The 19,596-nt window shown below is 57.0% G+C and carries 15 protein-coding genes; 5 read left to right on the top strand and 10 right to left on the bottom strand.

Going from position 1 to position 19,596, the window contains the following annotated elements:
• The first annotated feature begins 769 nt into the window (after nucleotides 1–769).
• From ACYSMN_RS24275 to ACYSMN_RS24285, 3 genes are all read left to right on the top strand, one after another.
• Entirely contained in the window at nucleotides 770–3,436 is a 2,667-nt protein-coding gene (locus ACYSMN_RS24275) for a PIG-L family deacetylase (RefSeq protein ID WP_488926522.1), read from the top strand.
• Between the two features lie 344 nt (nucleotides 3,437–3,780).
• The gene (locus tag ACYSMN_RS24280; protein WP_488926523.1) at nucleotides 3,781–3,912 is read left to right on the top strand and encodes a hypothetical protein; all 132 of its coding nucleotides are present in this window, start codon (nucleotides 3,781–3,783) and stop codon (nucleotides 3,910–3,912) included.
• A complete protein-coding gene (locus ACYSMN_RS24285; RefSeq protein WP_488926524.1) occupies nucleotides 3,909–5,603 on the top strand; it encodes a sodium:solute symporter family protein in 1,695 nt (564 codons plus the stop codon). Before ACYSMN_RS24280 ends, ACYSMN_RS24285 begins: the two co-directional genes overlap by 4 nt.
• A gap of 330 nt (nucleotides 5,604–5,933) precedes the next feature.
• Here ACYSMN_RS24285 and ACYSMN_RS24290 read toward each other — a convergent pair whose 3' ends face one another.
• From ACYSMN_RS24290 to ACYSMN_RS24325, 8 genes are all read right to left on the bottom strand, one after another.
• Nucleotides 5,934–6,824: a DUF2911 domain-containing protein gene (locus ACYSMN_RS24290; RefSeq protein WP_488926525.1), complete on the bottom strand. Its 891-nt coding sequence runs from the start codon at nucleotides 6,822–6,824 to the stop codon at nucleotides 5,934–5,936.
• Nucleotides 6,825–7,119: 295 nt separating this feature from the next.
• On the bottom strand, nucleotides 7,120–7,506 hold the full coding sequence (locus ACYSMN_RS24295; protein WP_488926526.1) for an ExbD/TolR family protein: 387 nt from the start codon (nucleotides 7,504–7,506) through the stop codon (nucleotides 7,120–7,122).
• Nucleotides 7,507–7,844: 338 nt separating this feature from the next.
• Nucleotides 7,845–8,381, bottom strand: coding sequence for a hypothetical protein (locus ACYSMN_RS24300; protein WP_488926527.1), 537 nt, complete (start codon nucleotides 8,379–8,381; stop codon nucleotides 7,845–7,847).
• Nucleotides 8,382–8,460: 79 nt separating this feature from the next.
• On the bottom strand, nucleotides 8,461–9,450 hold the full coding sequence (locus tag ACYSMN_RS24305; protein WP_488926528.1) for a cation diffusion facilitator family transporter: 990 nt from the start codon (nucleotides 9,448–9,450) through the stop codon (nucleotides 8,461–8,463).
• 176 nt (nucleotides 9,451–9,626) lie between these two features.
• The gene (locus tag ACYSMN_RS24310) at nucleotides 9,627–11,462 is read right to left on the bottom strand and encodes an ABC transporter ATP-binding protein (RefSeq protein ID WP_488926529.1); all 1,836 of its coding nucleotides are present in this window, start codon (nucleotides 11,460–11,462) and stop codon (nucleotides 9,627–9,629) included.
• Between the two features lie 113 nt (nucleotides 11,463–11,575).
• Entirely contained in the window at nucleotides 11,576–12,052 is a 477-nt protein-coding gene (locus ACYSMN_RS24315; protein WP_488926530.1) for an energy transducer TonB, read from the bottom strand.
• 174 nt (nucleotides 12,053–12,226) lie between these two features.
• Entirely contained in the window at nucleotides 12,227–13,711 is a 1,485-nt protein-coding gene (locus ACYSMN_RS24320) for a sodium:solute symporter (RefSeq protein ID WP_488926531.1), read from the bottom strand.
• Nucleotides 13,712–13,943: 232 nt separating this feature from the next.
• Complete coding sequence (locus ACYSMN_RS24325) at nucleotides 13,944–14,960, bottom strand: MBL fold metallo-hydrolase (protein WP_488926532.1); 1,017 nt, start codon at nucleotides 14,958–14,960, stop codon at nucleotides 13,944–13,946.
• A 178-nt stretch (nucleotides 14,961–15,138) separates the two neighbouring features.
• Between ACYSMN_RS24325 and ACYSMN_RS24330 the strand changes: the two genes are divergently transcribed.
• Nucleotides 15,139–16,185, top strand: coding sequence for a cyanophycinase (locus ACYSMN_RS24330; RefSeq protein ID WP_488926533.1), 1,047 nt, complete (start codon nucleotides 15,139–15,141; stop codon nucleotides 16,183–16,185).
• A gap of 198 nt (nucleotides 16,186–16,383) precedes the next feature.
• Here ACYSMN_RS24330 and ACYSMN_RS24335 read toward each other — a convergent pair whose 3' ends face one another.
• A complete protein-coding gene (locus ACYSMN_RS24335) occupies nucleotides 16,384–16,989 on the bottom strand; it encodes a hypothetical protein (RefSeq protein WP_488926534.1) in 606 nt (201 codons plus the stop codon).
• A gap of 414 nt (nucleotides 16,990–17,403) precedes the next feature.
• A complete protein-coding gene (locus ACYSMN_RS24340; protein ID WP_488926535.1) occupies nucleotides 17,404–18,612 on the bottom strand; it encodes an MFS transporter in 1,209 nt (402 codons plus the stop codon).
• A gap of 217 nt (nucleotides 18,613–18,829) precedes the next feature.
• Here ACYSMN_RS24340 and ACYSMN_RS24345 point away from each other — a divergent pair, with 217 nt between their 5' ends.
• Nucleotides 18,830–19,564 carry a Bax inhibitor-1/YccA family protein gene (locus ACYSMN_RS24345; RefSeq protein ID WP_488926536.1) on the top strand — a complete coding sequence of 245 codons (735 nt, stop codon included), beginning with the start codon at nucleotides 18,830–18,832 and terminating at the stop codon, nucleotides 19,562–19,564.
• Nucleotides 19,565–19,596 lie beyond the last annotated feature (32 nt).

Raw genomic sequence — 19,596 nt, forward strand, 5'->3', positions numbered from 1 at the left:
CGCGTAGCGGTGCCAGAGCCGCCAGCCGATCTAGCACCGCTACGCGGCGCGAGGCGTTTTAAGCCTAATTTTCTACAACCCTGGAGCCGCTACGCGGCTATTCCGCAACTTGGGTTAATGAGTGAGACAAACAGTCCTCGAAGCGCGCGAAAAAGCCGTATGAGCGCCTGCAACTGTCTGGTTGGGACACCGGCTAGCGCGGAGGCCTGCTTGCAAGTACTGAAAGTAAGAGCATGACAGATATGATCTGCTACCCAACAGATGAATATGTCAGCGACAAGATAAAAAGACCGACGGAAAGAATAAAAAGCAAATTCGAAAGGACAAACAGGTGCTACGGAAGAACAACCGGCACGACTGATAGAATAAAAAGGCCGTAAGAAAAAGTAAAAGCACCGTTGGGAAGAACAAACACATTTAACGGAAGGACATCCGTACAAATCGAAAGGATTTATACTGCCGCGCACCAGGCATATCTAATTCTTGAAAGGATAAATAATATGTATAAAGGAACAAATACTAATCATCAAGAGGCCTATTAGCACTACAATAGAGTTAAAAGCTATAATTACCGGATGTAAATATGTTTGATAGAGATTAAATAATTATCCATAGGGCAAAAATAGATACTGAATGGGTAAATACTCTATATGTACGGATGAAACCAGATGAGCAGCAGCAAAAGCTTGCTATTGGAAGAGGAGAATGGCCATAATGAGTAGTGTGCGAAACGCCGGGTTATCTTCACGCCTCAACTAGTAGCTCCCGTATGCGCTTTCGCTCCTTCGCCACGACCCTGGCCTTGCTCATTGCTCATTGCTCATTGCCAAGTAGAAGCGCGGCTCAGGCCCCCAAAACCTGGTCGTCGTCGGACATTCTACTGGGCCTCAAAAAGTTGAACGTACTAGGTTCGGTGCTCTACATCGCCGCCCACCCCGACGATGAAAACACCCGCCTCATTGCCTACCTCGCCAATGGCAAGCTGGTCGAGACCGGCTACCTGAGCTGCACCCGCGGCGACGGGGGACAGAATCTCATCGGCCCCGAGCTGCGCGAAGGACTCGGCGTGATTCGCACGCAGGAGCTGCTCGCCGCCCGCCGCATCGACGGGGGCCGGCAGTTCTTCACCCGCGCCAACGATTTCGGCTTCTCCAAAACGCCCGAAGAAACCTTCACTATCTGGGACAAGGAGCAGGTACTCGCCGACATGGTGTGGGTCATCCGGCAGCGCCGCCCCGACGTGCTCATCACCCGCTTCCCGCCCGATGCCCGCGCCGGCCACGGCCACCACACCGCCTCTGCCATGCTCGCCATCGAAGCCTTCGACGCGGCCGGTGACCCGAAGCGTTTCCCGGAACAGCTGCAATATGTCCAAGCCTGGCAGCCCAAGCGGCTGTTCTGGAACACGGGCAGCTTCTTCGTGAAACCCGGCGAAGACCTAAGCGGCTACCTCAAGCTAGATGCGGGCGGCTACAACCCCTTCCTCGGCCAGAGCTACGGCGAAATAGCCGCCCGCAGCCGCTCCCAGCACAAAAGCCAAGGCTTCGGCTCCACCGCCACCCGCGGCGAGGCCCTGGAGTACTTCCAGTACTTAAAAGGAGACAAGGCGGCCAAAGACCCATTCGAAGGCATCGACATGACCTGGAACCGGGTGTCCGGTGGCGCGGCGGTGGGTAAGCTCGTAGATGAGGTGATTCGAAAATATGACCCAGCAAATCCGTCGGCTAGTGTGGAGGGTCTGCTGAAGGTGAGGGCTACACTGCAAGAAGCAGTAGCCTCAGAGTCAAAAAAAGGTGGGAAGTCTTTTTGGGAGGAAGAAAAGCTTGATGCAGTACAACAAATTATCTGGGCCGCATCAGGTATATATGCTGAGGCTATTGCGGAAACTTCTGCCGTAACAGCGGGGCAATTAGTTGCTGTCAGCTTGGAGGTTGCAAATAGATCAGGCTCGCCTATGGAAGTAAGCCATATCAACAGTTACGGATTGATGGATATCGACACTTCATTCGCAAAACCACTCGTGATTGAGGCGGGCGAAGCTGTTCGCATATCCTTACGGGGCAGAGTAAGTACATTTTCGGCCGCTGGAATTGGTACAAAAAAAGGGAGCGGCAAGAAAAAAGAGACTACAATTCCCTTTCTGCCTATCTCGCAACCCTATTGGTTGCAGGTACAGGGTACGAATGGTATGTATGCTATACCCGAGCAATACCCAATAGGCCGTACGACATTGTATCCCCCGTTCGGTGGCCGTCAGCCTCAAGCCACACCAATGACGACGCTATCAAGTCAAGACTTAGTAGGCTGGCCGAATAATCCGCCAGTTGCACATGTACTCCTGTTCGCAAAAAATAATACGCACTTTCCTCCAATCCCCGTCCAATACAAAAGCACCGACCCGGTAGAAGGGGAGAAGTACCGGCCACTCACCGTAGTGCCAACTGTAGCCGTCAACATTGCCGGGCGGGCCTACGTCTTTGCCGATGCGCAGCCCAAAACAGTGCCCGTAACGCTCCGTGCCGGTAAAGCCGGGGTGAAAGGCTCCGTGGCTCTCACGCTGCCCGCCGGTTGGAAAGCCGAACCCGCCAGCATTCTGTTTGAGCTTGCCGCCAAAGACGCCGAGCAAACCGTGCAGTTTCGGGTGCAGCCCGGCGCGGGCGCAGTTGAGGGCAAAACCGAGCTGCGCGCCGTAGCTACCGTAGATGGTCAAGCGTACTCGCGTGGCTACCAGGTCATCGAGTACAACCATATTCCCACCCAGACGCTTTTCCCCGAGGCCGTGGCCCCGCTCGTGAAGCTGGACCTCAAGCGCAAAGGCCAGGAAATTGGCTACCTCATGGGAGCCGGCGACGAAGTGCCCGACGCCCTGCGCCAGATCGGCTACACTGTTACGCTGCTCAAACCAGAAGACCTCACCGACCAAAATCTGCGCCGGTTCGATGCCGTGGTGTTAGGCGTACGTGCCTACAACACCGTCGATAAGCTCAAAACGCTCCAGCCCACGCTGCTCAAGTACGTGGAAAACGGCGGTACGATGGTGGTGCAGTACGTGGTGAACCGCGGCACCGTCGTTCCGCAGATTGGCCCCTTCCCGCTCACACTCTCCAACGACCGGGTAACGGTGGAAAATGCCCCCGTTACCTTCCTCAACCCCAAGCAGCCCTTGCTCAACGCCCCCAATAAAATCACAACCAAGGATTTTGAAGGCTGGGTGCAAGAGCAGGGCCTCTATTACCCTTCGCAGTGGGACGCTAAATACCAGACCGTACTCAGCTCCCACGACCCCAACGAGCCCGCCAAAGAAGGCGCCATCCTCGTCGCTGACTATGGCAAGGGCCACTACATCTACACCGGCCTCAGCTTCTTCCGGGAGCTGCCGGCTGGCGTGCCCGGCGCCTACCGTTTGCTCACCAACATGGTGTCGTTGGGGCGGTGACCTCACCCCCTAACCCCCTCTCCAAAGGGAGAGGGGGAACTAGAATTAGAACTAGTCACGCTCCCCTCCTTTTTTCAAGGAGGGGTGGCCGCAGGCCGGGGTGGTTGGCTAGAGCTAGAAAGTTAGAGCTAGTTGTTGTGCAACGATTGTCAACCACCCCCAACCCCTCCTTGAAAAAGGAGGGGAGCTGGCTCTAGAAATTAGCAGCTAGTCCCCCCTCACCACGGGAGAGGGGGCTAGGGGGTGAGGCTCCATTAGCTGATGTTGTTTGATTACACGACCTTCGTTGCTTGTTACCTGCTGCGCCGCCTATTCCAGCGCCTTGTCTACTATCTTCACCCTGCATGCCTACTTCCCCCGAAACTGAAAAGCCCCCGTTGTTACCGTCCTGGTCGGCTTGGTACTGGCTGGTGCTGGCGGCTCTGGCCGCGGAGGTAGCCGCCTTTTCCTATCTCACCCGTTTCTTCGCTGCATGAGTACGTTCGACTGGCTGGTGCTCAGCAGCACGCTGCTCTTCATTGTGGGCTATGGCACCTGGCGCACTCGTCGGGCCGGCGTCTCCCTCGATTCTTACCTGCTCGGCGACCGGGACGCTTCGTGGTGGGGCATTGGCTTGAGCATTATTGCCACCCAGGCTTCGGCCATTACCTTTCTCAGCACGCCCGGCCAGGCCTTCGATGATGGTATGCGCTTCATTCAGTTCTATTTCGGCCTGCCCCTGGCCATGGTGCTGATTGCGCTGTTTGCCGTGCCCATCTACCATCGTCTCAAGGTATTTACGGCTTATGAGTACCTCGAAGGCCGCTTCGACCGGCGTACCCGCACCTTAGCGGCCATTCTGTTTCTGGTGCAGCGCGGCCTCAGCAATGGCCTCTCGCTCTACGCCCCAGCACTGGTGCTGTCGGCCATTTTGGGCTGGAACATCAACCTTACGGTTTGGCTCATTGGCGGTGTCATGATTGTGTACACCGTAACCGGCGGCACGCGCGCTGTCACGGTTACGCAGCAAGGGCAGGTGGCCGTTATTTTCACGGGCATGGTGGTGGCGGGCTATCTGCTGGTGCATTACCTGCCCGCCGAAGTGAGCTTTCAGGATGCGTTGCAAGTGGCCGGGCACCAAGGCAAACTCAATCTGGTAGACTTTCATTTCGACCCCACGGACCGGTATAATTTCTGGTCGGGCATGACGGGCGGTTTGTTTCTGGCGCTGTCGTACTTCGGTACCGACCAAAGCCAGGTGCAGCGCTACCTCGCCGGTCGTAGCGTAACCGAAAGCCGCCTGGGCCTGCTCATGAACGGGCTCGTGAAAGTGCCCATGCAGTTTGGGATTCTGTTGGTTGGGGTGCTGCTGTTCGTGTTTTACCAGTTCAGCCCGCCGCCGCTCACCTTCAACCGCCCCGTCTACGACCGGGTAGCTGGTTCTGCGGAGTATGGCCCCGCATTGCGCGAATTAGAAGAGCAACACACCACCTTATTTGAAACCAAGCGCCAGGCTGCCACGCAGCTAGTTGAAGCCCTGCACTCCGACAACCCAACGCAGTTGGCCGCGGCGCAAACCAACCTGCAAGCTACTAACGCCGCTAGCCGGGGCCTACGCCAACAAGCGCAGGTGCTGCTCAAAAAAGCTGTGCCTTCCGCCGAAGCCAAAGACACCGATTACGTCTTTCTCACCTTCGTGCTCAACTACCTGCCGCAAGGCCTTGTGGGCCTGTTGATTGCCGTTGTGCTGAGTGCGGCCATGGGGTCCGCCGCCGCCGGCCTCAACGCCCTGGCTTCCACCACCGTCATCGACCTGTACCGCCCTAGCCGCCCGCTCGCCGATGAAGCTCACAACGTGCGCGCCTCCCGCTGGGCTGCCGTGGGTTGGGGCGTGCTGGGCATTGCCTTCGCTACCTTTGCCGCCCGCCTCGAAAACCTGATCCAAGCCGTCAATATTCTTGGTTCGCTGTTCTACGGCACCATTCTGGGCATTTTCATGGTGGCCTTCTTCCTGAAGCGGGTGGGCGGCACGGCCGTGTTCTGGTCGGCCATCGTGGCGCAAATTGTGGTGCTGCTGCTCTTCTGGCGCACCGACATTGGCTACCTCTGGTTCAATATCATCGGCAGCGCCCTCGTACTAGGTTTGAGCTCCATCCTGACGCTGGTTGGCACTAAAAAAGCGACCTAGGCTTCAGCTGCCGATACGCCCCACTCAGAGTGTGGCGCGGACTTCAGTCTGCTGCCTCAACAACCAGATTCTTTCATCGGGATATGGGCTGAACGCAGTAAGGCACATCGTCACGTTAGGTGCACCCACATGGAGGACTGTAAGAAGCGCAACAGCGCCTTCAGATGCTGGAAGCGCCCCCGCCATTTTAAAGTGTCCAACCTGAGTGGTATAGGCTGCGGACTGGAGTCCGCGCCACAGCCATTAAACAAAAACACCTCCTAGCAAGCAGCAGGAGGTGTTTTTGTGTTGTTTCGAAACTGGCAGAACGCAACGCAAGTGAAGCTTGTACTACTTCGCGCCGTTCTTTTTGGCTTCGATGATGACGTCCTCGTTCATCTTTACATAGTCGGCATTCTTGGCGGCCAGAGCCAGGGTGCGCGACTGTTCGGCGGCGGTGAGGGCGCCTTTGTAGTCCTTCATCTTCATCCGGATTTTAGCTTCCGTGTGCACGTTCCAGAACTTGGCGTCTTTCTCGTTGGCTTTCTGCATCCAGGCCAGTGCCTGCTTCAGATCCTTATCGGTGTCGTAGTAATACACGGCGGCGGCGGCGAGGTCGTTGGCGGCGGGGGCAGCGTTTTTAACCACTTTCTCGTCAATCTGAGCCATTACTTTGGGCTCCACGTCGGCGGCTATTTTAAACTTCGCACCGGTCAGTTCCCACTGCATGTCTACGTTAGCGGTGGCGGGGGTGAGGTCAGCGAAGTTGATGGTGAAGGCTTCTACTTTGCTGGTTAGCTTGTACGGCTTGATGGTAAAGCGAGCCACATCCTGGTCGTCTTTGAAACCGTCCACGTCGGCGCCTTGCTTGGTGCTTTTGTTGAACACGACGGTCCATTCCGTCTTGTTCGGAATGGTGTAGATGCCGTACTCACCAGCTGGTACTTTTTTGCCTTCTACCGTTACCTCATCAGAGAATTTGATAGTGGTAGTAGCATTGGCTCCAGTGCGCCAACGTTTGCCAAACGGTACCAACGTCCCGAAAACGGCGCGGCCTTTGGCGCTAGGTCGCGAGTAGGTCACGGTTACTTCGGTGAGGCCCACACGTTGCGTGATGGTGCTTTTGGGACTGGCGGCTGGCGTGGCAATTTGGGCTTGAGTGCTGGCACTCAGCAGCAGGCCGCCTACCAGCAATGTCGCGCCCAGGGTACGGGAAGAAGACGTGAGAAGAGTCGTCATCATAAAGGAAAGGTGAGAGGAAGATTGGAGGCTGTAAAAGTAGCGAAAACCCCCGGACAGCCCAGATTCTAAGCAAAGCCATGCCCACAAGCGCCCGGCAGCAAAAGCTGCCGGGCGCTTGGGTAGGCCGGCTGGGCCGGTATTATTAGGCCTGCCTAATATCTCCAAATTCAGCTCGATATCATCGATGCGCGCATTTGCAAGCTCGGCGTCCGCTGGGATATTATAACGACAGGGAAAGGTTCTAGTGGGTGATGAGTGGAAAGCCTTCAAAAGCAGCGATAAGAGCACGCTTTTGCTACCGTTCTATCCACTTTTCCCGGTTCGTGATTAGATGATAACGAGTGATGCCTAGCTTCTGTAACGCCGCCTGGACCTTCTTAAATTCAGCAAAGGGTATTTTCCCATCGGCTCTGATCGCACAAAAAGTATAAGGCTTATTTCGTGAGCGATAGAAATCGCGCGTCTCATTCACATACTCAATCAACTGATTATCGCTCGATCTAAAAGGTACTCCTGTCTTCATTAGCGCATAACGTTGGAATCGGGATGCAGTAGCATATTCTGCCATCTGCTGTATACTCATGCCGATGTAGGGTAGTTTTCGTAGTTCTTTCTTCTGCCCCTCCGTGAACCTAATGTTGTGTTTAGCTGCTACCTGTTCAATGATATCTATCTGAAACATTTCGTCTGTTACAGAAAAAAAGATGCGATTATCCTTGCTGATCGTGATGTTGTAGGTGTTTTTCTATCATGCAGCCTCTTTCTGGCTGAGCTGATGGCATTTCAACATTAGGTTCAGGCCAAGCAAGATGAAGATGATTTGTCAACATGAAAAAGGTAACCAGTAGAAACACTACACCTGCTAACGGAGCCATGTCGGGCAGCATGAGAATCGGGCGAGAATAATGGCGCAGCTGCGGATACTTTGGGATATAAGCCATGACGGGTCATCGCTAGGAAGGTTGTGGTTAGAAAGATGCAACTATTTAAAGCTAATTGTTTTACTCAAAATACGGTCTCCTATACTTCCCGCACTGTAATCTGCTGGTCGCGCAATATGGCCATTAAATCATCTGGCGTAGCAGGTGCTTGCAGGTGCCGCAGGTCCACGTAGAAGCAGCCCGTTTCGTTGGGGTAGAGGAGCAGCCAATTGGGGCGGACCCACACCGCGCGTCGCACTTTAGCCCAGGGTATCTCGAAGCCACCAGTGGCGCTTTGGCCGCGTAATACGTCGGCTGCGAAGAAAAAATTGGTTGGTTCGCGCAACACAGAATTACGCGAGTAGCCGCGCCGCAACTGATAGCGCACTAGACTCTTGCGCAATAAGCCATAAAGCCCGCCCACTGCTAGAAAAGCCAGCGTCTTCCGGTTACTAACATGCCCTGTCCTCACTATATCCAGTCCCACACTTGTACTGAGCAGCAGCAGTGCGGCGCCCAAAATCCAGTGGTTGCGGCGAGTGGCGGGCTGCCGCAGCCAGAGCCGGAAGTTCACGGCCACAAATTCATCGGTCGTCATCGTGACGCCGGGAGCTAGGAGGGCTAGAGGAGAAGCCAATGGAATATGCCGAAATATGAAGTTGAGCTTCACGGCCATCACTATATAAGATGAGCCGCATGATCTACCAGAAAGCTTTCTACTCTACCAGTTGGTGGCGCTCGTTCTTCATAGCGTTGGCTACGGTCCAGGAAATTTCCTGGCTGAACGGATGATGACGCACCGGGCATTCGGGCATGTGGCAGTGTGAGCAGGCGGAAAAGTTGCACGGGTCAGCGTGCACGAACATTTCGACATCTACTTCAAACCGACTCTGAATGAACTCCTCAATGCGGTGCAGCTCGGTGTGGATTTCGTCGAGGCTGAAATAGTAGGGCATGGTCATGTGGCAGTCAATGTGCAGGTTGGCGCCGTAACGCAGCACGCGCAGGTTGTGCACGTCAATCCAGGAAGGCTGGCGGTGCTGCTGCAACTCCTGAATCACGCGTGCTACGGTTTTCACATCCGATTCGTCCATGAGCCCGCCTACCGAGCGGCGCACCATGCGGAAGCCATTCACCACGATAAACAAACCGAGTAGCACCGAAGCCACGGAGTCGAACAAGACGCGGCCCGTGAGCAGCACCAGCAGCAGCGCCAAGCACGACACGAGCGTGCTCACTGCATCCAGGTACAAATGCTGTCCATCCCCAACCAACGTGGGCGAATGGTGCTGCCGCCCAGCCCTAATCAGCACAAAGCCGACTACCAGATTCACGAGGGCCGTGCCTGCCAGCAGCGTCATACCCCAGCCGGGCTGCTCCAGCGCGTGCGGGAAGAAAAATGACCTCACCGCCGAGTAGAAAATGTAGCCGCCCGCCATCAAAATCAGCCCGCCCTCAAACCCCACCGACAAGTGCTCAATCTTGCCGTGTCCGTAGGGGTGGTTTTCGTCTTTGGGGAGGCTAGCCAGATACACGCTGTAAAGCGCGAATCCGCTGGCTACCACGTTGATGATGGACTCCAGTGCATCGGTCAGAACGGCTTGAGAACGGGTCAGGAAGTAGGCGTAGAATTTCACCAGCACCAACACCACGCTCACCACGAGCGAGAGCAAAGCCAGACGTTGTTTGAGACGGGTGATGGACATAGGCAACGGCAACCAAGCTGCAAATTGGCGCGTGATGGAAGCAATTGTACGGAAAACAAAGCCTAACAGCCTTTTTGATCTGTTAGGTTTTCATTGTTGCCTACCGGACCTAGAAGAACAGCATCAATCCGATTGCAATTGGATTGGCCCAAAGAAGTGAACTGACAGTTCAGGCACTACGAAAGCTCGAACTGTAGCTTCAGTAGATTCGCGTAGAGGCCGTTGTCGTTATGGGCGAGTTCTTCGTGGGTGCCTTGTTCTACGATGCGGCCATTGTCGATGACGAGGATCTTGTCGACTTTGCGGATGGTGCTGAGGCGGTGAGCGATGATGATGCTGGTGCGGTTCTGCATCAGCTCATCCATGGCCTGCTGCACCAGCTTTTCGCTCTCCGAGTCGAGAGAAGAGGTGGCTTCGTCGAGGATGAGGATGGCGGGGTTTTTCAGGATGGCACGGGCAATGGCCACGCGCTGGCGCTGCCCACCGGAAAGCTTAATGCCCCGCTCGCCTACCAACGTGTCCAACCCTTCGGGGAAAGACTCTATGAATTGCCAGGCATTGGCTTTGCGCGCTGCCTGAATGATTTCCTGGTCGGTAGCGTCGGTTTTGCCGTAGGCAATGTTTTCTCGGATACTGCCCCCGAACAAGATAGTTTCCTGCGGCACAATGCCGATGTGGCGGCGTAGCTCGGTGAGGTCGTACTGTTGCACGTCGCGGCCATCCACGAGAATCTGGCCGCCGCTCAGCTCATAAAACTGCATGAGCAGCTGCACGATAGTAGACTTGCCGGCGCCCGATGGGCCCACCAGCGCAATCTTCTCGCCGGCCTGAATGTCGAAGCTGATGTCTTTGAGCACCGCCAGATCGGGGCGGGTGGGATAACGGAAAGCCACACTACAGTAGTCGATGTTGCCGCGTATTTCCAGCGGCGCGAGACCAGCGGTGCGGGGCAGGTGTGTGGGCTCGGTAGGCTCGTCGAGGATTTCGAGAATGCGCTCCGAGGCGCCGAGCGTACTTTGCACTTTACCGTACATTTCGCCCAGGCCACCTACTGAAGCGCCTACGAAGCCAGTGTAAATGATAAACGACACCAATTGTCCCTGCGTCAGCTCGCCGGCAAATACCAGCGAAGCACCGCGCCAGAGCACCAGAATGATGCCGCCAAACAAGCCGATAATCACAAACGACACGAAAGCGCCGCGGTACATATTGCCGCGTAGCGCCGCTTGCACCGCCCGGTTCAGCGAGAAGTTGTAGCGGCCTACTTCAAACAGTTCGTTGGTAAACGCCTTCACCGTGTTAATGGCTTGCAGCGTTTCTTCCACGATGATGTTGGTCTTGGCTAACTCGTCCTGCGTGTTGCGGGAAAGCTTGCGGATGTTGCGCCCAAATACGAGTACCAGCCCCACAATCAGCGGAAACGTGGCCAGCATAAACAGCGACAGCCGCATGCTGCTTACCATGATGAACACCGTGCTGCCAATGAGCGTCACGATCTGGCGGAAGAACTCGGCCAGCGTGAGCGAAAACGTGTCCTGAATCTGCGCTACATCGGTGGTAATGCGCGAGGTGATTTCGCCCACGCGGTGCGTTTCGTAGAACGGAATGGGCAGACGCATGAATTTCTCGTAAAGCGCCCGGCGAATGTCGCGCACCGTGAACTCACTCACCTGCGTGAAAAACCAGATGCGCCCAAACGAGAAAAAGCCCTGCATCAGAATCACGGCGAAGAGCAACAGCGCAATTCGGTCGATGTTCAGCGCCAAGCCGCCGGGCATGACGACAGCCTTGTGGTTGGCGGCATCGACGAGCTTGCCGGCCACCCACGGAAACGCCAGAAACGTGCTGGTGCTGAGCGCCAATAGCAGCAGCCCTACCACAAACTTGCCCCGGTAGGGCAGCGTGAAGCGGAAAATCCGCAGCCCGCGCTGAAAACTTTCTTTGTTGAGCTTCTTCTTTTCGGGCTCTGACTCAGGGCCAGTGCCGCTTGTATTCAATCCACTTCGGGCCATCCTGGGTGAGAAGTGAGAGGTGAGACATGAGGAGTGAGACTGTGTTCTGGCATCGCTGGGACTATTTTGAACAAAATCTCACTTCTCATGTCTCATCTCTCATGTCTTAAAATTTATTCAAATTTCGTTTTGCCCTGCTCCACTTTCAGCGTTGCCGCGTTGCCGAAGGGTACGGGCAAGCGGACTTGCACGGGCACCGGCTCGCCCTTGCGAGTGGCGGGCTTCCAGGCGGGCATTAGAGCCAACACGCGAAGTGCTTCGGCATCGCACTCCGGGGAAAGCGATTTGGCTACTACTGGGTTGGCGAGGCGGCCGTCGGCTTGCACCGTCGCGGTTACTTCCACGTTGCCAGTGAGGCTTTTGACGCGCGCAGACTCGGGATACTTTACGTTCTCCCGAAAAAAAGCGCCCATTGCCTGCGCGCCGCCCGGAAACTGCGGCGGCACATCGGGACGGTTGGCGGCCGGGCGAGCCTGGGCTTGCATACGGCCCGCTTTCAATTCAATGGGCTGCTTGGTTGGTGCTGGCTGTTGAGCTCGGGCCAAGTCGGCCGTTGCGAGGAGTAGCAGCAAGAAGAACAGGTGTTTCATAGGATGGAAGCAGCGCGAAAACTCGCTTCGCGACGAGCAACAAACGATTGCCTAAGTGGCAGCGCAACTGGGGCGGCACCGAATACTCGTCTGGCTTGTCAGGAAACGGATTTTCATGGCACAAAGCGCACCACGCTACAGTGCAAAGGTACGCTGCATCCTCCTAAACATGTCCTATACAGCAGGGTTCAATTCGGCCGCAGTTCGCTCCCGCGAAATGGCCAGCAGTCCAACGAAGGTGAGCAGACCGTTCAGAATTAAAATTTCAAAGCCGAACTCGTAGCCCCACCACGCTTTAGAGTTAGCGTTGATGAAGTAAGTGAGGAGCGGCGTAGCAAGGCACACTGGCAATACCAGCCGGTCCTGGATGCCGCGCTTTGTGAACAGGCCAAACGAGTACAGCCCCAGCAGCGGCCCGTAAGTATAGCCCGCCGCCTTGAAGACCGCCGTGATGACGCTTTGGTCGTTGATGGCGCGGAAAATGAGGATAATCACAATCAGGACCAGCGAGAAACCGAAGTGGGTGAGCTGGCGCAGGCGCTTCTGCTTGGTTTCATCGTACTGTTTGATATCGAGCATGTCCACGCAAAACGAGGTGGTAAGAGCCGTTAGGGCCGAATCGGCGGAGGCGTACGTGACGGCGATGATGCCCAGAATGAATACGATGCCCGCGAAGAGCGTGAAGTGAGTAGTGGCCAGCAGCGGAAACACATTGTCGCCGACGACCTTACCAGTTGCGGGGTTGGTAGGCAGCGCAATGCCTTTGGCCGCCGCGTACTGGTACAGCAGCACGCCCAGCGACAGGAAGAACACGTTCACTATCACGATGGCGATAGTGAACCAGAACATATTTTTCTGCGCGTCGCCGAGGTTGCGGCAGCTCAGGTTCTTCTGCATCAAATCCTGGTCGAGGCCAGTCATGACGATGGTGATGAAGGCGCCCGAAGCAAACTGCTTCCAGAAGAACTTATCGTCGCGCGGGTCGGAGAAGTAGATCTGCGACATGGTGCTTTCCTTGACCGTTTTTACCAGCCCCGCAAAGCCCAGGTTCAACTCGTCGGCCATGAGGTAGATGCTCACGCCCACGCACACGAGCATGGCCATGGTCTGGAAAGTATCGGTCCAGAGAATGGTTTTGAGGCCGCCGCGGAAGGTGTAGAGGTAGATCAGCAAAATGCTAATGCTGACCGTGACGGCAAACGGCACGCCCAGCCCGTCGAACACGGCCAGTTGCAGCACGCCCGCCACCAGAAACAGCCGAAACGCCGCCCCCACGGCCCTCGAAATCAGGAAGAAAAACGCCCCGGTCTTATAGCTCCAAAACCCAAATCGTTGCTCCAGATACGTGTAGATACTCACGAGCCGCAGCCGGTAGTACATGGGCATGAGCACGGTTCCAATCACCAGATAGCCCACGATGTAGCCCAGCACCACGGCCATGTAGCTCCAACTTTGCGAGGCCACCATGCCCGGAATGGAAATGAACGTGACGCCGGAAAGCGAGGTGCCTATCATGGCGAAGGCCACCATGTACCAGGGCGCGTTGCGGTTGGCAATAAAAAACGACTCGCTCGTCGCCTTGCGCGACGTCAGAATCGAAATGATGATGAGAACGACAAAATAGCCCGCAATCAGGCTCAGGATGAGGGTGGGGGACATTTTTTGGTTAGTGCTTAGGTGGTAGTGCTTAGTGCCTAGTGCCTAGTGCTTGGGGCGTGGTGCTTAGCTGGTGAACTGGGGCTGGTTGCTGAGGCAGCAGCAAAACGGCTCCGAAGCTACCACCTTGGCGCCAACAATTGGCAACCATCAACCACAGCCACCAAAAAATCAACAACCAAAAACGAAAAGCCAACAACTAAGCACCAAGCACTACCAACTAAGCACTAATAACTCACTCCCAGTCCTGCCAGCGCAGCACTTCGCCCACGGCCGGCACGTGCAGTTCGGCGCGCAACATGCCGCCGTGTGCTACGGTTTGCAGCTCCCGCACTGGCTCCGAGGCCGGCTCGTCGCTCAGGTCGAAGGTGCCGTGGTGCATGGGTACCACGTGGCCGGCGCGGAGCAGGTTGGTGGCTTTGGCGGCTTCGTGCGGATTCACGTGGCTGAGCTGCATCATGTACGGCGGCTTGTAGGCGCCAATGGGCATGAGCACAGTATCCAGCGGCCCAAACTGCTTCTCGATCTGCTCGAAATGGTCACCCATCGCCGTGTCGCCGGCGAAGTAGATAGTGCGGCCATCGGGCAGGCGGAGCAGGAAAGAGCCCCAGAGCACGGTGTTGAGGTCGAAAAGGCCACGACGGTGCCAGTGGGACGCGGGCAGGTAGAATAGCTCAAACGGTGCGTTTTCGCCGAGGTCGTACTGCTGCCACCAGCCGGCTTCCTGCACCTTCAGGCCCGATACCATGCCGCGCAGCAAAGGCGTCATGCTCAGCGAAGTCAGGGTGAGCAGCTGCGGATTCTGGCGGGCCAGCAGCCGAATGGATTGCTCGTCCAGATGGTCGCGGTGGCCGTGGCTGAGTAGCAGGAAATTGATGTTGATGAGGTCCTCGGGGCGGCAGGGCAGGGCGTGGCGGCGGCGCAGCCCCACCGACGAAAACAGCAGCGGATCGAAGAGCAGCGTGATGCCCGCCACCCGCAGCAGAAAGGTTGCGTGCCCCAGCCACACCAAGCCTTCGGCGGAGCTTTGCAAAAACGCAGTGCAATCCACCACCTCCGGCACCCAGGTATCGGCTTTCTTTTCTTCTTTCTGAGGATTTTGACTGAGCTGCCACTTAAGAACGGTGCCAAACGAGGGCTCGTACAGTTCTTCGCCGTTACAATATTCCTGGCCTATCATCTTGTTGCCAGGATAGTTGGGCTTGATGGTGCGCAGCTGCGGGTTGCGGGCGAAATGCGGGGCAGAAGCCATAGGACGGAGAGAGGAAAGGCGGAGACCAAAGAAACGACAAAGCCTGGGAACAGTGCAAAGCCGGGAAGGCTGCCCGGAATAATCCAGTACCTTGTCGGAGGTAGCCCGCCGCTATATAGCGCGGCGCGGTTGCCAGTCTGCTCTTTTTTCACCTCACCAAACTCCCCAACCAACCCCTATGAAGCTTTCTTCTTTTCTCCTGGCTTCGGCCTTGCTCGGCGCTGCCGCCTGCCAGCAACACCAGAATGAAGCGGTGCCCGCGCCTTCGGCCACTGCCACCACCAACGCAACCGGCTCGCTCGGCCTAGTCGGCGATGCGGCCGACGTAACCCGCACCACGGCCGGCGGCACCGTCCTCATGGGCGGCGGTCCTGATGTCGATGCAGCCATTCAGTGGATGATAACCAAGTCCGGCGGCGGCGACTTCCTGGTGCTGCGCGCCACCGGCACCGATGCCTACAACAGCTACATCTACGGTTTGGGCGGCGTTAATTCCTGTGAAACGCTGCTCATCAACTCCCGCACCCTCGCCAACGATCCGGAAGTGGAAGCCAAAATCCGGGGCGCGGAGGCTGTATTTATTTCCGGGGGCAATCAGGCCAACTACGTCAACTTCTGGAAGGACACCAAAGTGGAAGATGCACTAAACTACCTGCGCAATACCAAGCAGTGCCCCATTGGCGGTACCAGCGCCGGCAGTGCCATCGAGGGCAGCATCTATTACAGTGCCCTCAACAACAGCGTAACCTCGGCGCAGGCCCTAGCTAATCCTTACAACAGCGACATGACGCTGGGCGGCAACGACTTCCTCAACAACCCCTACCTCGGCAACACGGTGGTAGACACCCACTTCAACAATCCCGACCGTCGGGGTCGGCTACTCACCTTCATGGCCCGTACCAGCAAGGATAATGGCGTGCTGGCGCGTGGTATAGGCACTGATGAGGAAACGGCCGTTTGCATCGAGCCCAATGGTACAGCCAAGGTGTTTGGCACTGGACTGGCGTTTTTCCTGCAACAAAACGGCAGCAGCAACACGCCGGAGCGGTGCGTCAGTGGTAGCTCCTTAGACTGGTACCGCGCCAAGCAGGCCGTGAAGGTCTACAAAGTGGCGGGCACCAGCACCGGTACCAATACTTTCAACCTCAGCACCTGGAGCGGTGGCACCGGCGGCACCAACCAGTACTACTACGCCGACCGGGGCACGTTCGGAGTTTCGTACTAGAGCACTGTAGTGCGGAAACCCGTTTCGCGCACGAGCCATAGGCGAGTATGCACTACCGCGCTATTTGCGCCACCGCGTAGGAACCCGCTTTGCTCGTACGCAGAACAGATTTCCGCGCTACTTCCATGCATCAATCAAAAGGCCCGCTGATTTAATCAGTGGGCCTTTTGATTAGGGAAAGAATAAGTTGGCGGAATACTAGGGCAGACCTGGCGTATAAAATGGCGCGAAGCCACTTCCGGGCAGACCCGTTGTGCCATTCGAAACTCGTAGCCCGCCCGAAATCGAGAGGTGCTCCGTAACCATATAGTCGGCGCGCAGGCTCATGCCGGAGCCCATGTTGCCGGTGAAACCCGCGTAGGGATTTACGATGGGCCCTCTGGGTAATCCGGTTGATAGATCTTTCCAAGCGGTGCCGGTGAGAGCCAGCCGCGGCGATACGGCGTACTGCGCGCCGGCCTGCACGAAGTAGTGGTTGGTGCCAGCCCAGGTAGCCTGCGTACGGTCATCAAGCGCGTAGGTTGGGTAATTGAGGATGCCGGGCGTGGCGCGCACGTAAGTGAGGCCAGTGAATAGTGTGAGGCGGTTGGTGAGCCGATACGCCGCTTCTGGGCTGAGGTAGGAGGCCGTGCCGAGGCGGCCGGCCGTCAGGAAGCCGGCGTTGACGCGAAAGGTCTGCCGCGGCCCCAGCACGCCCGGCAAAGAGGCAGCAGGTGCCCGCAGGCTCGTGGCGACGGGCGTAGTTTGGGCGGCGGCAGTGCCAGCCAGCAGCAAACTCGCCAGGAAAATAGAAAGACGAAGCATAGATTTCAGAAACAGCCAGCACTAGACTGATACGAAGCCAAACGAAAAGGTGGCACCCAGAGTGCCTTGCCGATGAAAAGATAAGGCTTGATCCGCGAAATGCCGCTGGCAGCATGGCCGGGAGTGCACAGCCGCCAGTAAGAACAGCGTAAATCTGCTGGCGTGAGAATCCGATAGACAGACCAAGTCGCGAAGTGATTTTAAAGCTAGTTTCCCTCCTCATCTAAGGAGAGGCTAAGGGTGGTTGATGACGCCAGAACGATTAGTAAAGCTAGTTTTTAGGGACGTTCAATGATGGTCAACCACCCCCAACCCCTCCTTGAAAAAGGAGGGGAGCTAGTCTTGGCTCTAGTCCGCTTGGTGCATCCATCCGTCTGTCTCACTTCTCATGTCTCACCGTCTCATGTCTCCCTGCTAGCGGCTACCGCGCCCTGCCAGCCAGGCCACCACCGCCAGACACAACGCAAACCATGCCCAAGGCAGCCGCAAATCCAGTACCGACAGTGCCCCAAATACCAGTGTAGTGGCGAAACTGGCCAACCCCTGGAACGCCTGGTTCAGCCCGAAAATCTCGCCCCGGTCAACGTCGGTGGTGCGCTGGGCGAGCAGGCCTTCCAGCAAGCCTTGGATGAGAGAAAGCGTGAGGCAATCGAACACGACCAGCACGTACATCGTCAGCAGCGAGGAACCCATTAGGCCGTAGGCGGCCAGCACCGGAACGCCCAGCGCCGCCAGCCACACAATGGCCCGGCGTTGGTTTATCCGGTCGGCGAAGTAAGTGTAGAACACGTAGTTCAGCCCCACGCTCAGCGCCCCAAAACACATGAAAAAGTAAGAAATGGCGCGGGCGTCCATGCGCAGCGGCCCCAGGCTGATGAAGGGCACCATGTAGAAATAGTACCCGGTGCTGAGCGTAAGCGCCACCTGCGTGAGCACGATGCGGCGGATGCCGGGCGTGGCGGCGTCTTTGTCGCGCAGCCGAGCCCAGAGCGTGAGCGGGTTGAGCGCCAGTGCCAACTCGTTGCGCAGCTCGGCGCCGCGTACACCGTTGCGCTGAAGGTGGGTTTCGCCCAGAAACAGACTCAGCAGCACGTTCAGAGCCGCCAGCGCCACGGCCAGCCGCACCACGTACGCCGCTTCGTGGCCCGGCGGCACGTGCAGCGTCGTGAGCAGCACGCCCGACACCATCGGCCCAATTACAAAGCCCAACGAAATAATAGCGCCTTCAATGCCGAGGTTTTTGAACAGCCGCTCCTTGGGTGAAATGTCGGTGATGGCGGAGCGGACGGTGGCGTACATGCCGTTGGTGAGGCCGTCGGAGGCGCGGTTCACGAAAAACAATCCGGCCCGCACCGGCAGTAGCAGCACATTAGCTAGCAGCGTACCCACCGCCGATAAAACGAAGATGGGCCGCCGCCCGTAGCCATCACTGAGCCGCCCCAGCACCGGCGCCGAAAACAGCTGCACCCCCAGAAACAGCCCCGTCCCGACTGAAAGCCACAGCTGCGGCTGCGGCAGCCCACGCACAAACTCCGGCATCACGGGCCCAATAGCCGCGCCCACAATCACGTCGATGAGGATGATGAGGTAGATGTGGGGCAGGCGACGGTCGGGGGCGGGCATGGCGCAAAGGTAGGGGCAACCTAACAGGTCCGCAGACCTCTTAGGTTTTCGCTGCCCGACGCCGAACCGAGCCATTACTAACCGGAGCGGGGCGGGTGTCAGCAACGAATACCTGACAGGTCCGTGGACCTGTCAGGTGTGGCACGTCGGGCTTTTAGGTTGGCACGGTATAAACCAGTAATTTGCCCCGACTTCACTCTTCAACCCATTTCTATCTATGGAAGATCTTACTTCTGAAAATCCACTGGAGCCGCAGCAACCGCAAATTGTGCTGTCGCCGGAAGAAGCTTCGCTGGTCGTTTCGCGGTTCATGACGCAGGTGTACGGCTGGATGGCGGGCGCCCTGGCCATGAGCGGCGCCGTAGCAATGGCCGTCGGCGCGTCGGCCACCTTGCAGCAGCTCATATTCGGCAACCGTTTCGTATTTCTGGGTCTCTTGCTGGCGGAGCTGCTGGTGGTTGGCTTCCTGTCGCGCAAAGCTTTCGACTGGTCGGCGGGCACTACTACGGCAGCTTTCATGGGCTACTCGCTGCTCAACGGCCTCACGCTGGGTTTCATCTTCATGATCTACACCAGCGAGTCGATAAGCTCTACGTTGTTCATTACGGGCGGCACTTTCGGCGTGATGAGTCTCTACGGCTACGTCACCCGCACCGACCTTTCGCGCTGGGGCAATCTACTGTTCATGGGCTTGGTGGGTCTCATCATCGCCTCGGTAGTCAACCTGTTCTGGGCTAATTCCATATTCTATTGGATTACGAGCTTTGTGGGCGTGCTGCTCTTCACGGCCCTCACCGCCTACGACACGCAGAAAGTAAAGGGCCTGGCTTTCCTCGGCTACGAAGACGAGGATATGGACCGCAAAGCCGCCGTACTCGGCGCCCTCACGCTTTACCTGGATTTCATCAACCTCTTCCTATTCCTGCTGCGCCTGTTCGGCCGGCGGCGGTAGCTATGTGCTGGCAGTTGCGAAACAGGTAGTGT

The sequence above is a fragment of the Hymenobacter sp. M1-2 genome (assembly GCF_057808495.1).

Bases quoted from the DNA above. Each gene is read 5' to 3' on its own strand.
- ACYSMN_RS24275 (WP_488926522.1), top strand. From the start codon at position 770: ATGCGCTTTCGCTCCTTCGCCACGACCCTGGCCTTGCTCATTGCTCAT.
- ACYSMN_RS24280 (WP_488926523.1), top strand. From the start codon at position 3,781: ATGCCTACTTCCCCCGAAACTGAAAAGCCCCCGTTGTTACCGTCCTGG.
- ACYSMN_RS24285 (WP_488926524.1), top strand. From the start codon at position 3,909: ATGAGTACGTTCGACTGGCTGGTGCTCAGCAGCACGCTGCTCTTCATT.
- ACYSMN_RS24290 (WP_488926525.1), bottom strand. From the start codon at position 6,824: ATGATGACGACTCTTCTCACGTCTTCTTCCCGTACCCTGGGCGCGACA.
- ACYSMN_RS24295 (WP_488926526.1), bottom strand. From the start codon at position 7,506: ATGTTTCAGATAGATATCATTGAACAGGTAGCAGCTAAACACAACATT.
- ACYSMN_RS24305 (WP_488926528.1), bottom strand. From the start codon at position 9,450: ATGTCCATCACCCGTCTCAAACAACGTCTGGCTTTGCTCTCGCTCGTG.
- ACYSMN_RS24310 (WP_488926529.1), bottom strand. From the start codon at position 11,462: ATGGCCCGAAGTGGATTGAATACAAGCGGCACTGGCCCTGAGTCAGAG.
- ACYSMN_RS24315 (WP_488926530.1), bottom strand. From the start codon at position 12,052: ATGAAACACCTGTTCTTCTTGCTGCTACTCCTCGCAACGGCCGACTTG.
- ACYSMN_RS24320 (WP_488926531.1), bottom strand. From the start codon at position 13,711: ATGTCCCCCACCCTCATCCTGAGCCTGATTGCGGGCTATTTTGTCGTT.
- ACYSMN_RS24325 (WP_488926532.1), bottom strand. From the start codon at position 14,960: ATGGCTTCTGCCCCGCATTTCGCCCGCAACCCGCAGCTGCGCACCATC.
- ACYSMN_RS24330 (WP_488926533.1), top strand. From the start codon at position 15,139: ATGAAGCTTTCTTCTTTTCTCCTGGCTTCGGCCTTGCTCGGCGCTGCC.
- ACYSMN_RS24335 (WP_488926534.1), bottom strand. From the start codon at position 16,989: ATGCTTCGTCTTTCTATTTTCCTGGCGAGTTTGCTGCTGGCTGGCACT.
- ACYSMN_RS24340 (WP_488926535.1), bottom strand. From the start codon at position 18,612: ATGCCCGCCCCCGACCGTCGCCTGCCCCACATCTACCTCATCATCCTC.
- ACYSMN_RS24345 (WP_488926536.1), top strand. From the start codon at position 18,830: ATGGAAGATCTTACTTCTGAAAATCCACTGGAGCCGCAGCAACCGCAA.